Source organism: Microbacterium sp. 71-36 (assembly GCF_001898305.1).
Classification (GTDB): Bacteria; Actinomycetota; Actinomycetes; order Actinomycetales; family Microbacteriaceae; genus Microbacterium.
The window spans coordinates 917,711-932,824 of record NZ_MKTP01000001.1; the positions used below are offsets into that span (position 1 = coordinate 917,711).

General features: G+C 69.4%; 13 protein-coding genes and 1 tRNA gene. 5 read left to right on the forward strand and 9 right to left on the reverse strand.

Features of this window, described 5'->3' with window-relative positions; genetic code table 11:
- The first annotated feature begins 20 nt into the window (after positions 1 to 20).
- Entirely contained in the window at positions 21 to 713 is a 693-nt protein-coding gene (locus BGO45_RS04550) for a response regulator transcription factor (RefSeq protein WP_076494091.1), read from the forward strand.
- 55 nt (positions 714 to 768) lie between these two features.
- Complete coding sequence (locus BGO45_RS04555) at positions 769 to 2,520, forward strand: cell wall metabolism sensor histidine kinase WalK (protein WP_292691305.1); 1,752 nt, start codon at positions 769 to 771, stop codon at positions 2,518 to 2,520.
- 286 nt (positions 2,521 to 2,806) lie between these two features.
- Here BGO45_RS04555 and groL read toward each other — a convergent pair whose 3' ends face one another.
- From groL to BGO45_RS04580, 5 genes are all read right to left on the reverse strand, one after another.
- A complete protein-coding gene (gene groL / locus BGO45_RS04560; protein ID WP_292691306.1) occupies positions 2,807 to 4,426 on the reverse strand; it encodes a chaperonin GroEL in 1,620 nt (539 codons plus the stop codon).
- A 174-nt stretch (positions 4,427 to 4,600) separates the two neighbouring features.
- Positions 4,601 to 4,804: a cold-shock protein gene (locus BGO45_RS04565; protein WP_076494097.1), complete on the reverse strand. Its 204-nt coding sequence runs from the start codon at positions 4,802 to 4,804 to the stop codon at positions 4,601 to 4,603.
- Positions 4,805 to 4,937: 133 nt separating this feature from the next.
- Positions 4,938 to 5,519, reverse strand: coding sequence for a LytR C-terminal domain-containing protein (locus BGO45_RS04570; RefSeq protein WP_292691307.1), 582 nt, complete (start codon positions 5,517 to 5,519; stop codon positions 4,938 to 4,940).
- A 35-nt stretch (positions 5,520 to 5,554) separates the two neighbouring features.
- Positions 5,555 to 5,809: a DUF3263 domain-containing protein gene (locus tag BGO45_RS04575; protein ID WP_292691308.1), complete on the reverse strand. Its 255-nt coding sequence runs from the start codon at positions 5,807 to 5,809 to the stop codon at positions 5,555 to 5,557.
- Between the two features lie 9 nt (positions 5,810 to 5,818).
- Positions 5,819 to 6,811, reverse strand: coding sequence for a DUF2332 domain-containing protein (locus tag BGO45_RS04580; protein ID WP_292691309.1), 993 nt, complete (start codon positions 6,809 to 6,811; stop codon positions 5,819 to 5,821).
- A 73-nt stretch (positions 6,812 to 6,884) separates the two neighbouring features.
- Here BGO45_RS04580 and msrB point away from each other — a divergent pair, with 73 nt between their 5' ends.
- Both msrB and BGO45_RS04590 read left to right on the forward strand, forming a co-directional pair.
- The gene (msrB, locus tag BGO45_RS04585; protein WP_076494104.1) at positions 6,885 to 7,292 is read left to right on the forward strand and encodes a peptide-methionine (R)-S-oxide reductase MsrB; all 408 of its coding nucleotides are present in this window, start codon (positions 6,885 to 6,887) and stop codon (positions 7,290 to 7,292) included.
- A complete protein-coding gene (locus tag BGO45_RS04590; protein ID WP_076494106.1) occupies positions 7,289 to 7,858 on the forward strand; it encodes a nitroreductase family protein in 570 nt (189 codons plus the stop codon). The genes msrB and BGO45_RS04590 overlap by 4 nt, the downstream gene beginning before the upstream one ends.
- Before the next feature lie 13 nt (positions 7,859 to 7,871).
- On the opposite strand, the gene BGO45_RS04595 is transcribed toward BGO45_RS04590, so the two are convergent.
- Complete coding sequence (locus BGO45_RS04595) at positions 7,872 to 8,819, reverse strand: DMT family transporter (protein WP_292691310.1); 948 nt, start codon at positions 8,817 to 8,819, stop codon at positions 7,872 to 7,874.
- Positions 8,820 to 8,901: 82 nt separating this feature from the next.
- Here BGO45_RS04595 and BGO45_RS04600 point away from each other — a divergent pair, with 82 nt between their 5' ends.
- Complete coding sequence (locus BGO45_RS04600) at positions 8,902 to 10,809, forward strand: amylosucrase (protein ID WP_292691311.1); 1,908 nt, start codon at positions 8,902 to 8,904, stop codon at positions 10,807 to 10,809.
- 377 nt (positions 10,810 to 11,186) lie between these two features.
- Here BGO45_RS04600 and BGO45_RS04605 read toward each other — a convergent pair whose 3' ends face one another.
- From BGO45_RS04605 to BGO45_RS04615, 3 genes are all read right to left on the reverse strand, one after another.
- On the reverse strand, positions 11,187 to 13,340 hold the full coding sequence (locus BGO45_RS04605) for an acyltransferase family protein (protein ID WP_292691312.1): 2,154 nt from the start codon (positions 13,338 to 13,340) through the stop codon (positions 11,187 to 11,189).
- Between the two features lie 115 nt (positions 13,341 to 13,455).
- A tRNA-Thr gene (locus tag BGO45_RS04610) sits at positions 13,456 to 13,528 on the reverse strand.
- A gap of 496 nt (positions 13,529 to 14,024) precedes the next feature.
- Positions 14,025 to 14,990, reverse strand: coding sequence for a thioredoxin domain-containing protein (locus BGO45_RS04615; RefSeq protein ID WP_292691313.1), 966 nt, complete (start codon positions 14,988 to 14,990; stop codon positions 14,025 to 14,027).
- Positions 14,991 to 15,114: the final 124 nt, after the last annotated feature.

The following is a 15,114-nucleotide window of genomic DNA, read 5'->3' on the forward strand; positions in this document are numbered from 1 at the left end:
GAAGTCACGATAATGGGCGCATGACAGCACCGCGCATCCTCGTCGTGGACGACGAACCCAACATCCGCGACCTGCTCATCACGAGCCTGCGTTTCGCCGGATTCCAGGTCCGAGCCGTCGCCAACGGCGCACAGACCATCTCCGCGGTCCTCGAGGAGGAACCCGACCTCATCGTGCTCGACGTGATGCTGCCCGACATGAACGGGTTCAGCGTCACCAAGCGCCTCCGGGGGGCGGGCTACACGGCCCCCATCCTCTTCCTCACCGCCAAGGACGAGACGGAGGACAAGATCACCGGACTGAACGCCGGCGGCGACGACTACGTCACGAAGCCGTTCAGCCTCGACGAGATCGTCGCCCGCATCCAGGCGATCCTCCGCCGGACGATGCAGGCGGACGAGGAGTCGGTGATCCGGACCGGCGAACTGACCATGGACCAGGACACGCACGACGTCAGCGTCGGCGACGTGTCGATCGACCTCAGCCCGACCGAGTTCAAGCTGCTTCGCTACCTGATGCTGAATCCGAACCGCGTGCTCTCGAAGGCACAGATCCTGGACCACGTCTGGGAGTACGACTTCAACGGCGACGCCGGCATCGTCGAGAGCTACATCTCGTACCTGCGACGCAAGATCGACCCGCACTCCACCGAGCCTCTGATCCAGACCAAGCGCGGCTTCGGCTACATGCTGAAGTCGGGCAAGACCGCCTGAGCGGAGCGCGATCCTGGAGAATTCCGACGATGCCCTGACGCACTGGTGGCGCCGGTTGAGCCTTCGCACGAAGGTCACCGGCGTCACGGTGACGCTGCTCGCCGTCGGGCTCGTGGCCGCCGGCATCGGCACGCTGGTGTTCCTGCGCACGACGCTGATCGACAACCTGGACGAGCAGCTCAAGCAGCAGGCGGCCAGCAACATCGCCAACAGCGTGTTCGTCACGAACGAGGTCGACGGCGGACTGGCTTTCACGCAGGTCGACAACGCCCCGCCGATCGGCTCGATGGTGGTCGTCTACGGCCCCGACGCGCAGCGCGTGGCGTTCTACAACGGCACGGGCGCGAAGACCGTGCCCCAGCTGCCGGACACCTTCTCGGTGGAGCAGACCTACAGCCAGGTCGACCGGCGGATCGAGCTCGAAGATCCGGTGTCCGGGCAGCACTTCCTGGCGCGCGTGGGGCTGTTGCAGGTCCCGGGCAACAACAGCTTCTACACGCAGATGGTCGTCCAGCCGTTGGCGCCGACCGACCGTATCGTCGCGGCGTACGTGGGCATCTACGGCTTCGTGGCGTTGCTGATCCTCATCGCCAGTGCTCTGCTGACCCGCGCCCTCGTGACGCTGACCTTCCGCAGTCTCGGTCAGGTCGAGACGACCGCCATGGACATCGCGGCGGGCGACTTCAGTCAGCGTCTGACCGACATCGTCCCCGACACCGAGGTCGGTCGCCTCAAAGCGGCGATCAACGCGATGCTCGCGCGCATCGACGGCGCCCTCACCCAGCGGGATGCCACGGTCCGGCAGATGCGCCGGTTCATCGGCGACGCGAGCCACGAACTGCGCACCCCCCTCGTGACGATGCGCGGGTACGCCGAGCTCTACCGCATGGGGGCGATCCGCTCGGACGAGGACGTCGCCCAGGCGATGGAGCGCATCGAGAAGGAAGCCATCCGCATGGGGGCGCTCGTCGAGGACCTCCTCGCGCTCGCCCGCCTGGACGAGCGGCGCGACGTGGCCATCACGACCCTCGATCTGCGTCCCATCGCGCGGGATGCCGCGCTAGACCTGCGCGTGACCTCCCCGCAACGCGAGGTCACCGTCGACGACACGACCAGTCGCGCCGCCATCGTGCTGCCGGTCATGAGGCTCGATCCCGAGCTTCCGGCGGAGGACGGCTCGTCGACATCGGGGCGCCGCCGGACGGCGCCGACCACCTCGGCGATGGCCATCGCCGGTGCGACGCTGTCACGGCTCCGGCGCCGACGGGATGCCGCCGAGCCTCCCGCGCCGGAGACCGAGAACGTGTCGCGGGGCACGGCCGATGCGGGCCCGCCGCCCCGACGCGTGACGAGCCTCGCGCCGATCGTCCTGGGCGACGAGAACCGGGTCCGCCAGGTCGTCGCGAATCTGCTCGGCAACGCGCGACGGTTCACCGCGGACGACTCCCCGATCGGCTTGCGGGTGGGGGTGGATGCCGAGACCGACATGGGATGGATCGAGATCATCGACCACGGCGAGGGCGTGCCGGAACAGATCCGCGAGCAGATCTTCCAGCGGTTCTGGCGGGCCGACACCTCGCGCACCCGTGAGACGGGCGGCTCCGGCCTGGGACTGTCGATCGTGGCATCCATCGTCGATCTGCTGCACGGGAAGGTCGAAGTTCTCGACACCCCCGGCGGCGGCGCGACGTTCCGCGTCTCGCTGCCGCTCGCGGAGCGCCGGGATGCCAGTGAGCACGCGCTCATCACGACCCAGCCGTTGGAGCGCCTCCCCGAGGCGCTGCGTCCCGACGTCGCCGACGAGTAGACCCGCCGCGCGCCGCCGCGCCGGGCGGTGACGCGCCCCGCCGGGAGGTGACGGGCCGCGCGGTGCTGCCCTGGCCCGCGCCGCGCAACGCTGGCCCGCGCCGCGCCGCGCTGACTTCGGGCGAATGCCCGCGCCAACCCTGCACACGCGTGCATTCGTGCCAAGTCAACACTGACCGAAACAGCCCGCGGCAGGGCCACGGAGGCGAAGCCTCGTGGCCTCGCGCCCGGACGCGAGAACGCCCCCTCCCGAAGGAGGGGGCGTTCTCTGGTCGCTCAGGCGTGGATCAGAAGTCCATGCCACCGGTCGGGTCGCCCGCGGGAGCGGCGGCCTTCTCGGGCTTGTCGGCGACGACGGCCTCGGTGGTGAGGAAGAGGCCGGCGATCGACGCGGCGTTCTGCAGCGCGGAGCGGGTCACCTTGGCGGGGTCGATGATGCCCTGCGCGAACAGGTCACCGTACTCACCGGTCGCGGCGTTGAGGCCGTGGCCGACGGGCAGCTCGGAGACCTTGTTGGCGACGACACCGGGCTCGAGACCGGCGTTCAGCGCGATCTGCTTCAGCGGAGCCTCGATGGCGACACGCACGATGTTCGCACCCGTGGCCTCGTCACCGACGAGCTCGAGGTTCGCCAGCGCCGTCTTGCCGGCCTGGATGAGCGCGACGCCACCACCGGCGACGACACCCTCTTCCACGGCGGCCTTGGCGTTGCGCACGGCGTCCTCGATGCGGTGCTTGCGCTCCTTGAGCTCCACCTCGGTCGCGGCACCGGCCTTGATGACGGCGACGCCACCGGCGAGCTTGGCGAGGCGCTCCTGGAGCTTCTCGCGGTCGTAGTCGCTGTCGGTGTTCTCGATCTCGCGGCGGATCTGGGTCACGCGACCCTCGATCAGCGCGGAGTCACCGGCACCCTCGACGATGGTCGTCTCGTCCTTGGTGATGATGACCTTGCGCGCACGGCCGAGCAGGTCGACGGTGGCGTTCTCGAGCTTGAGGCCCACCTCTTCGGTGATGACCTGGCCGCCGGTGAGGATCGCGATGTCCTGCAGCTGCGCCTTGCGACGGTCGCCGAAGCCGGGAGCCTTGACGGCGACCGACTTGAAGATGCCGCGGATCTTGTTGAGCACGAGCGTCGCGAGAGCCTCGCCCTCGACGTCCTCGGCGATGATGAGGAGCTCCTTGCCCTCCTGGATCACCTTGTCGACGATGGGCAGAAGGTCCTTGATGTTCGAGATCTTCTGGTTCGCGATCAGGATGTACGGGTCTTCGAAGACCGCTTCCTGACGCTCGGGGTCGGTGACGAAGTAGGGGTTGATGTAACCCTTGTCGAAGCGCATGCCCTCGGTGAGCTCGAGCTCGGTGCCGAAGGTGTTGCTCTCCTCGACGGTGACGACGCCTTCCTTGCCCACCTTGTCGATGGCCTCGGCGATGAGCTCGCCGATCGCGGGGTCGGCGGCGGAGATCGACGCGGTCGCGGCGATCTGCTCCTTGGACTCGACCTCCTTGGCGGAGGAGAGCAGCTCGTCGGTGACGGCCTTGACGGCCTTCTCGATGCCCTTCTTGAGCGAGATGGGGTCGGCGCCGGCCGCGACGTTGCGCAGGCCCTCGCGCACGAGCGCCTGAGCGAGGACGGTCGCGGTGGTGGTTCCGTCACCGGCGACGTCATCGGTCTTCTTGGCGACCTCCTTGACCAGCTCGGCGCCGATCTTCTCGTACGGGTCGTCGAGCTCGATCTCCTTGGCGATCGAGACACCGTCGTTCGTGATCGTGGGGGCGCCCCACTTCTTCTCGAGCACGACGTTGCGACCGCGGGGGCCCAGGGTCACCTTGACGGCGTCGGCCAGGGTGTTGAGGCCGCGCTCGAGACCGCGACGGGCCTCTTCGTCGAAAGCGATGATCTTTGCCATAAGTGTGTCGTCCCTCCCGGACGGGTGACTTCCAGATTTGGCACTCGACGAAAGCGAGTGCTAACTCATTCTGGCACTCGCCCCTGGGGAGTGCAAGCCACGCGAGACGCCGGGAGACGACGACGCCGCGGCCCCCGAGAGCGGGGACCGCGGCGTGCGGGAAAGGGAGGGAGGTCAGGCGATGAGGCGCACCGACTCGGCCTGCGGGCCTTTCTGGCCGGACCCGACCGTGAACTCCACGGACTGTCCTTCCTCGAGGACCCGGAAGCCGGACATCTCGATGTTCGAGTAGTGGACGAAGACGTCCTGGCCGTCCGTCACGGTGATGAAACCGTAACCCTTCTCGGCGTTGAACCATTTGACGGTGCCCTGGGCCATGCGAACTCTCCTGTTGCTGAACGACGAGGTCATCGTAAGCACGAGGAACCGCGTGATTCCGGCCCGGGGAGCCATTGTTGACACGGCGGCATCCAACTTTTTACGCCGCGGAAACACGCGCCGCCGCGGGGGCTCAGGGGGTGGGCTCGGAGGCCCTGTCGAGACCGATCACCACGACCAGGCGCTTCTCGGCGCTCTCGTCGTCCGAGGTGTTCGGATCATCCGTCGGCTGGAGGAAATCGCTCTGCGCGACCTCCGCGCCGCCGATCGCGGCAGCGAGGCCGCGCGCGGCCTGTTCGTCAGCGGGTGTCCGGTAGTACACGGTCGTCGTCGCGAAGTCGGTCGTGTCGGAGTCGCCGGTCTGGACGATGTCGCCCGACCACCCGAGCGCCACGATCTGATCGCGCAGGTTGCCCGCGAGCCCCTCGTCGGCGGTGCCGTTGAGCACGACGACGGAGTAAGAGGTGTCGATGGCCGGTGGAGTGGTCTCGGAAACGGTCGGCGTCGGCTCCGGGTCGGAAGCCGTCGAGATGCGCCCGGAGGCCACCAGCACCCCGAAGATCCCCACGATGACCAGCACGATCGTGGCCAGTGTGGCCCAGAGGAAGATGAGCCATCCGCGGGAGCGGGGGCGCTCGGCGCGGTGGGCACCAACGCGGCCGTCACCGTCCGCAAGGTCGTCGAAGCGATCCCGAGGGAAGGTCGATCTGGGCATTGGACGATGCTACCGGTCGGTGCCCGAGCGTCCGATCAGCGTGACGCCGTGCGCCCGAGGCGCGCGCGGTGGTGCTCAGCGGCCTCCTCGCGGCGACGACGGAGGCGCCGCACGAGCATGGGGTCGGACGCCAGGGCCGCCGGATCGTCGAGCAGACGCCCCAGCAACTGGTAGTAACGGGCCGGCGAGAGGTCGAACTCCGCGCGGATCGCCTCCTCCTTCGCACCGCCGTGGCGACGCCACTCCCCCTCGAAGACGAGGAAGGCGCGGTCGCGGTCGGAGAGAGGCACGACGCCACGCTACTGCGCGCGATACGCGGATCCCGGATGCCACGCCACCCAGGCACCGAGCGGATCGACGCTGGCGAGCACCGCGCCGTCGAGCGCGAGGGCGAAGCCCCCGGGACGCAGCTCAGGAGCCGTGGCCCACGCCTCGTGGAGGCCCGCGGCATCCAGGGTCACCCACCGCCCCGCGGTTCGGGCCGCCGCGATGATGTCGCCGCGGTGACGGCGCGGGACATGGACGAGGACGCCGGGCGTCGTCACCACGATCGTGGCGTCGCGCGGGGCGCGGGCGACGAGGTCCGGCAGGGCGGCCGCCCCGTCGCCGGCCAGGAGCAGCGGCGGGTCGGCGGCAGCGATGTCGAGGGCCGCCGTGATGCGCTCGCGTCGCCCCTCCTCCCCCGGCCACACCAGCCCGGTGAGCCAGGCACGGTCGCCCTCGTCGCGCGCATCGAGCGGCTGCAGGTCGATGCCCGCCCGCCAGACGACGTCGGGGAGGCGCAGGGACGGATCGCCCTCGAGGTCGGACTCGAGGATCACCGGGCTCGGCCCGTCCGACGGGTCGAGGCTCCTCACGACGCCGCCGGGGGTCCGGAAACGATACGAGTAGCGGTCCGGGTACAGGCAGAGTCCGGCACTCGCGCCGATCTCGATCAGCGCGATCGGCCCCTCGATGAGCGACAGCGCGGGGAGCAGTGCGGCGCACCGCAGCGGCTCGTTGGTCTGCAGGGCGCGCCGCCCGCACTCCGCGACGATGACGTCGGCGTGCGCGACGATCCAGGCGGCCCACGCGTCGTCCGCGTCCATGGGCGCTCCGAGGAGACGCAGAACGGCGAAGACGAGCGGCGGCTGGCGATGCGTGTCCGGGATCCGCGCCAGGACCTCGGCCACGTCCGGGTCGGTCTCGACCCGTCGCGCCCACTCCTCGTACACCCGGGAGCGGCCGGGGGCCTCCTCGCGAGCGAAGCGTCCGTAGCGGGCGACGACGGCGGTCACGGCATCCTGGTCCATCCCGGCGATTATGCCGTGACGGGCATCGCGGGTCCTGGACACGCGACAATGGAGGGGACGAAGGAGACCATCCATGACCTACGCCGTCGAAAAGTCCGACGACCAGTGGCGGGCAGAACTCACGCCCGACCAGTACGCGGTGCTGCGCCAGGCCGGCACCGAGCGCGCCTGGACCGGCGAGCTGCTCGATGAGAGCCGCGCCGGCCTCTACACGTGCGCCGCGTGCGGTGCCGAGCTGTTCCAGAGCGGCACGAAGTTCGACTCGCACTGCGGGTGGCCGAGCTTCTACGAGTCGGTGCGCCCCGAAGCGGTCGAGCTGATCGAAGACAACAGTCACGGCATGCAGCGCACCGAGGTGCGCTGCGCGAACTGCGGCTCTCACCTCGGTCACGTCTTCCCCGACGGCTTCGGCACGCCCACCGGCGACCGCTACTGCATGAACTCCCTGTCGCTCAGCTTCACCCCCGCCGACGAGGCATGAGCGCGCTGGAGGCGATGCGCGACCGCCGGTCGTGGTCGAAGGTCACCGACCTCGCCCCCACCGGACCCGAGCTCGAGGCGTTCGTCGCCGCGGCCGGACGCGTGGCCGACCACAAGTCGCTGCGGCCGTGGCGGCTCATCGAGATCCGCGGCGCCGACCGCGACGTCCTCGCGCGCGCTCTGAACAAGGCCGACGGCAAGAAGGGGTACTCCTCCAAGCCGCGTCGCGCGCCGCTGATCATCGCGGTGGTGGCCGATCTCAGCTCGAAGAAGATCCCCGCGTGGGAGCAGGAGGCCGTGGCATCCGGGGTCGCCCACATGCTCAGTCTCGCTCTCGACGAGGCCGGCTTCGGCGTCTTCTGGCGCACCGACGACAACACCCGCGGCAAGGTTCTCGCCAAGGCCCACGGGCTGGCCAAGGGCGAGGTCCTGCTGGGGTGGCTGTACGTCGGGGGCAAGCCGGTGCGTTCCCGCCCGACCCGGCGCAAGACCGTGGATGCCGCGAAGCACCTGTCCCGGATGCCGGGCGGCAAGAAGCGTCGGAAGGTCGACGAGGCGCGCCTCTGACCCGCGGCGGCGATCAGCGCGCGGGTCGTCGGCTCCCCCACGGCACCGCCGCGACGACGACTCCGCTGATCGCCACCGCCGCCGCCACCACGGCCACGAGCACCGGCGGTGCCGCGGGCGCGGGCCAGACGGCATCCAGGATCACCGAGGTCGTGAGCAGGCCCACGACCGATCCGAGGCCCAGCACGAGAACGCCGGTGCGCTGGACGATCACCGACGACAAGAAGATGTAGACGACGCCGATGGCGCCGCCGAGGTACAGCCAGGGGTCGGCCGGCAGGGCACGCGGAGCACCGACGAGGGCGACGTGCACGAGCCCCGCGACGATGAGCACCGCCGTCCCGCCCGCGAAGTTCACGACCGTCGCCGCGAGGGGGCTCTGCACCTGCAGGCGCAAGCGCCCGTTCGTCCCCTGCTGCCACGCGACACCGGCCCCGGCGATCACGGGCACGACGAGCATCCAGACCGGGATGCCGCCCACCCGGTCGCCCGCGAGCGACACGGCCACACCGGCGAGCGCGAGCAGCGCGCCGACGACCCGGCGAACGGTCACCGGCACGACGCCGGCGGGACCGTGGCCGAAGCGATCCAGCAGCAGTCCACCGGTCGTCTGGCCCGCGACGAAGCCGACCGTGAACAGCGCGACGCCGATCGTGGCCACGGCGAGGCCCTGACAGGCGACGGTGAACGCTCCCGCGGCACCGCCGAAAAGCATCCATGCCGGGATCGAGCGTTCGCGGACCCCCGCGATCAGACGCGACAGCCCGGCGCGCCCCGCGGGCAGCACCGCGGCGATCGCGAGCACCACGACCAGCCCCGACCCGAACGAGATCCCGCCCGCGAGCACGCCGTCGCCGAGCTCGCCGCCGAGCGATCCGTTGACGCGCGCCTGCAGAGCCGTCAGCGCCCCGATGAGCACGGCGCCGAGGACCGCGATCCCCGGCGATCGTCGGTGAGACATGGATCCTCTCCCCCGGCCGCTCGCGTCGAGGGCCGTCGTCGATCGTACGTGCCCGCGCGCCGGTGTGGACCGGACGGCCCGGATGCGCGAGGCTTTTCGCGTGCCTCACCTCACCGCCGGCCCCGATGACGTCGCCGAGATCCTGTCCGCTCTGACCGCCGCGCGAGTGGACCGCGAGTTCCTCGCGAACGTCGAGCTGCATCTCCCGCGGCTGCACGACCTGTTCCGCCGGCTGTACGGCGACCGCCCCGACGGCGTCGAACGTCTGGCCTCCGTGGTGGACCTCGCCCGACGGTCGTGGGCCGAGCGACCGGCGGGACTCCGGGACGTGGATCGCGAGCGGGCGAGCACACCGGACTGGTTCGAGGGCGAACGCATGCTCGGGGGCGTCTGCTACGTCGACCGCTACGCCGGTGGGCTCCGCGGCATCCGCGAATCCATCCCGTACTTCCGCGAACTGGGTCTCACCTACCTGCACCTCATGCCGCTGTTCGAGAGCCCCGAGGGCAACAGCGACGGGGGCTACGCGGTGTCGAGCTACCGGCGCGTGAATCCCGCGCTCGGCACGATGGACGAACTCGCCGCCCTCGCCGCCGAGTTGCGGCACGCGGGGATCTCGCTGGTGGTGGACTTCATCTTCAACCACACCAGCAACGAGCACGAGTGGGCGCAGAAGGCCGTCGCGGGCGAGCCCGGCTACGAGGACTTCTACCTCATCTACCCCGACCGCGAGATGCCCGACGCCTACGAGCGGACCACGCGCGAGATCTTCCCCGACGACCACCCCGGCTCGTTCGTGCAGTTGCCCGACGGCCGGTGGATCTGGGCGACGTTCTGCCACTTCCAGTGGGACCTCAACTACGCCAACCCCGCGGTCTTCGAGGCGATGGCCGGGGAGATGCTGTTCCTCGCGAACCAGGGCGTGGAGATCCTGCGGATGGATGCCGTGGCCTTCATCTGGAAGCGACTGGGGACGACGTGCGAGTCGCTGCCCGAGGCGCACCTGCTCCTCCAGGCGTTCAACGCCGTCCTGCGGATGGCCGCCCCGAGCCTGCTGTTCAAGTCGGAGGCGATCGTGCACCCCGACGAGGTCGTGTCGTACATCTCCCCCGAGGAGTGCCAGCTCTCCTACAATCCTCTGCAGATGGCGCTGACGTGGGAGGCGCTCGCCACCCGCGACGGCCGACTGCTGCAGCAGGCCCTCGAGCGTCGTCATGCCCTGCCCGCGGGGACCGCCTGGGTCAACTACGTGCGCAGCCACGACGACATCGGCTGGACGTTCGCCGACGAGGATGCCGAAGAGCTCGGCATCCAGGGGTATCCGCACCGCCGCTTCCTCAACGACTTCTACGTCGGCCGGGTCGAGGGGTCGTTCTCGCGGGGCGTGCCGTTCCAGGAGAACCCGCGCACCGGCGACGCCCGCATCACCGGCACCACCGCTTCGCTCGCCGGGATCGAGGCCGGCGACGCGGGCGGTGAGGACCGCGTGATCCTCGCGCACGCGCTCGCGCTGTCCACCGGCGGCATCCCGCTGCTGTACCTCGGCGACGAGGTGGCGCAGCTCAACGACTACTCCTTCCGTCGCAACCGCGCCGAGGCCGGCGACAGCCGGTGGGTGCACCGCCCGCACCGTCCCGAGCAGAACTACGCCGATCGGACGGATGCCACGACCCCCGCCGGTCGCGTGTTCTCGCGACTCACGCGTCTCATCGCGGTCCGCCGGTCGACGCCGGAACTCGCGGGCAACGAGCTCATCGCCTTCGACGCGCACGTGGACTCGGTCGTCGCGTTCCTCCGCCCCGGAGACGCCGGCGACGCGGTGCTCGTCGTCGCCAACGTCGCCGATCACGCGATCGAGATCGACGCGCTGACCCTGTCGGGTCTCGACCCGGATGCCGTCGACCTCATCGCCGACCGCCCCGCCGGGCTCGCCGGCGGCCTGACCGTGCCGGCACACGGCGTGCTGTGGCTACGGGTGGGGATGCGCTGACGGCGGCCGGTGTCTCGCCGTCCGAGCCGACCGGTGTCCCCCGAAAGGCCGACATCCGTCCATCCGATTTGGCATAGTAGACGTCACGGGTAGACGTGCCCCGGTTGTGCGCCCATGGGGGGAGCATCCTCGACCGGTGCCGCTGGCCAGGGGGGCGCTCATGAACATGGAACCGTTCTACGTCGAGGTGGAACAGGTGTCGCGGACGCGATGGAAGTGGTCTGGCTGGGATGCTGGCCGGCCCGCCGTCGCTCACGGGTTCAGTCGAACGGAGGCACGCGCGCACGCGGCCGCGCGGGAGTGGATGAAACGACGGTTCGAGGAGCGCAGTGTTCCGTCGCCCACCTCAACCACCGCGGACCACCACGACCCGACGGTCATTCCGCCGCACCCACCCCGGGGATGACCGACACGGCGTCGCCGATCAGCGGGGCCAGCGTCGCCGCGAACGTCTTGGTCAAATGGCCCTTGTCGCGGAGAACCTTCACTCCTCCGATGACGAGCGGACAGCGGCTTTCGTCGCAATACACGTCAGTGAGGTCCAAGGCGTAGGCACCAGCGGTTCCCTGCGCGGCCGCGATGATGAGGTCTGACTCCGCGAAGGCAACGTCACGGTCCACGGAACAGTTCTCGGCGGACCCCGGACGATACGTGCAGTTCAGATCGCGCACGGCATCCACGACCGGGTTGTCCGCGATCGCGAGGATCGGTGTGCCCGAAGCGATGAGCGGGGCCCATGCCTCGCGAAACCCCGCGATCCCGGCCTCCTCACTCGGCTTCCCGGCGGCATCGAGGAAGACGGACTTGCGGGCGGAATAGCTGTTCAACGCGAAGAGGAAGGGCGGCATCTGAGCGAGCTCCGCCCTCACAGACTCGCCCCACGCCAGGCAGGAGCGCACCTCACGCGGAGGATCATCCCGACGAGGTGCGGTATTGAACACGCAGTTGGCTTTGTAATACGTCGTGACCTCCCAGCCGTTCCGTTCGGCGAGTGTCACGAGCGCGGGCAGGAGCGCGGCCGCATGGGAGTTCCCGATCAGCAGTACCCGTCGGTCCGAGCCCTGGGCCCCGAAGGTGCATCGCTTCACCTCGACGCCGGTCGTCGACGTGCGGCACTTCGTCGACTCCAGAGGAGACCTATCGAGATTGGCGTTCAGCCGCGGAAGACTCTCGGTCCATTCCTCCGGCCCGCACGCCGCATCCGCCGCCCCGGCGCCGAAGCAGTCGTCACCGACGGACGCCAGCTCGGCCGTCGCGCGCAGGTCGCTGTCCGTGGCGCGGTCGGTCGCCACCAGGCCGCCGCCGGCGAGGGCCGCGACCAGCGCGAGCGCGAAGACCGGAGCCCAGGGACGTACTCGCGAAGATGGCACGTGGATCCAACGCGTGACCGGCTTCTCGACCCACACATGGGTGAGCCAAGCCAGGGCGGCGGCCAAGACGATGATGCCCGCCCCGGTCGCGAGATCGGGACGGTCTCCGGTCACCTCGATGACGAGGATGAGGATCGGCCAGTGCCACAGGTAGAAGCCGTAGCTGATCCCGCCGAACCACACGAGAGGGCGTCGAGCGAGAAGATTCTGCACACCACCTCGGGCGGGACCGCCGGTGCCCGACACGATCACCAGAACCGCCGCCATCGTCGGCCAGAGAGCCGCCGGACCCGGGAAGGTCGCTCCGGCGTTCAAGACGAACCCACAGAGAACGATCCCCGCAAGGCCGACCCATCCCGCGATCGCCCTCAGGATGCCGGGCAGGACCACACCCGACAGAAGAAGGGCGCTGAGGCTCCCGAGCCCGAACTCCCACACCCGGGCGAAGGTGTTGTAGTAGGCCTCCGACTGGTTCACGCCGACTGCGTACACCGCGTATGCGAGAGAAGCCACGGACCCGACCGCGACGAGGAGGGTCAATGCGCGACGAGAATCCTTCGCCAGACGAGCCCGAACGATCAGCATGGCCACCAGGAAGAACACCAACCAGATGACGTAGAACTGCCCCTGAACCGACATCGCCCAGAAGTTCTGCACGGGTGACTGAAAGTTGTCACGCGCGAGGTAGTCGTTCCCCGACTTGAACAGCCACCAGTTCTCCACGTAGAGCGCGGAAGCGAGGATCTCCGTGAACGTCTGCTGCCACTGCGAACTCACCAGAAAGACCGGTGTCAGCAGTCCCACAGTGACCAGAACCACCGCCGCGGCGGGAAACAGGCGCGCGGCGAGGCGGAGAAGATAGCCGGAGGCGCTCACCCGACCCGTTCGGGTGATGTGCCCCAGAAGAGTGATCGTCGTCAGGAACCCCGCGATCACGAAGAACACATCGACACCGCCGGAGACACGACCGAGCCAGATGTGGAACACCGCCACCAGGATCGCTGCGACGGCGCGGACGCCCTCGATCTCCGGACGATAGTTGGCCGACGCGCGCTTGTCCTGCGCAGGTGTTGCGATGCGGATCGACTCGACCATCACAGCGCCGCTCGAATGGACGACAAGTAACGCATAGGACCCCCCAGGCCGGTCCTCGTCGCGCACACTTCAGCGGCGACTCCCCCAAGGACCGGCGAATGGCACCAGACTACGCAGATTCCGTGGCCCGCGTCATCCTCTGTGGCGCGCGGGCGGAGCCGCACGCGAACAATCCGTGAAGTGCCGGCTACAGGACTTGAACCTGCAACCCCCGTATTACAAGTACGGTGCGCTACCAATTGCGCCAAGCCGGCGAGCCGCGGAATTCCGCGGACCTGATCTGCGGGGGAGGTCCGTCTCCCGCAACCCGACACGGCGGTCGGAGAACAAGAGTCTATCGAGCTACGACCGCGTCACCGCCCGCACGGTGCGGGATACCGTCGATGAGGCGCGCACGACGTCATGCCACACGCACCCTGCGACCGCGCACGGATGAAGGCTCTGGTGTGGCCCCGCGCCAGGCGTCACCCCTCGTGTGTGCACCGAGTCACGAATCCCCCCGGGGGGATCATGGGGATTTTGTCGCGCCGCGCCATGTTGACCGGAGCGGCCTGGGCGCTCCGTCGATCGCCCTCACCGCGGGAAATCCGCTGAAGGCGAAGGCAGCCGAAGACACGACATCCGAGTCCATATGGGCCGTGACGGATCCGATAGCGATCGGCGTGGCCTCCCCGAGATGAGCAGTCGATGCGACCGGGGCCACGGACTCGACGGCGGGCCAGGACGTCGGCCGCAACCTCCCAACGGCGCTCAGCCCGCGGGCGTCGTGCTCGGGGTGGCCGTGGGCGTCGGCGTCGCGGTGGAGTAGTAGGCGTTGCTGTCGACCGTGAGCACGAACTGGGCGAACTCCTTCGGGTCGTCCATGCGGCCGACGTAGGGCGTGCCGTTCACGAGCACCGTGGGGGTCGCCGTCAACGCCTGCCCCTTGGTGTCGGGCAGGCCCTTGATGGCGCGGTCGGTGGCAGCCTTCGCCCACGCGGTGAAGGTCTCGTCCTCGATGCACGCGCGCACGGTGTCGGGGTCGCTCACCCCGGCGCCCTGGGCCATGTCGGCGAGCTTCTCGTCGCTGTAGCCGTCGGAGTCCACGGCGGGCTGGTTCACGAGGAGTTCGTGGTTGAAGGCGAAGAACTTGTCGGACGCGTGCGTCGCGACGCACGCGGCGGCGCCGGCGGCCCGGAGGCTGTACTTGGTGCCGTTCGACTTCGAGGTGAGCATCGCGACCGGGTAGTACGTCAGGGACGCGGCATCCTGGGACACCCATTTCGAGAGCTGCTCGGCGTTGGCGAGCTGGAACTCCCGCGCCTCGGCGGAGAGATAGTCGACGTAGACGCGGATGTCGACCGGGGCCGCGGTCGTGGTCGGCGCCGGGGTGGGCGTGGGGGTCTCGGTGGGCGTCGCCTCGGCGGCCAGTGCGGAGGCGTTGCCGTCGACGGTCTGGTCGGCACGCGGGTCGGCGATGCCGGTGGCCGCCGTGACGACGAAGCCGTCGTCGGACGCCGCATCCGGAAGCGCCTGGGAACGACCGTCGCGCGACGACAGCGCATACGTGACGCCGGCGGCACCGATGGCGACGACGGCGACGGCACCGATCGTCACGAGCGAACGACGGACGATCCGCGCCCGCGTCTGCCGCGCCTTGACCTGCTGCGCCTTCTCACGCACCGCCTCCCGGCGGGCGTTCTCGGCGGGCAGATTCGGCGTCTGGTCGTTGGACATGGGACCTCTCGGGCGCGGTCGGAGACCGCTGACGATGATGGGAACGCACGGGTAGGCGAACGAGCATCGATGGTAGTAAGCCTGGCTGAGAAATGACCAGACACGTGCGATACTGACCGTGCGC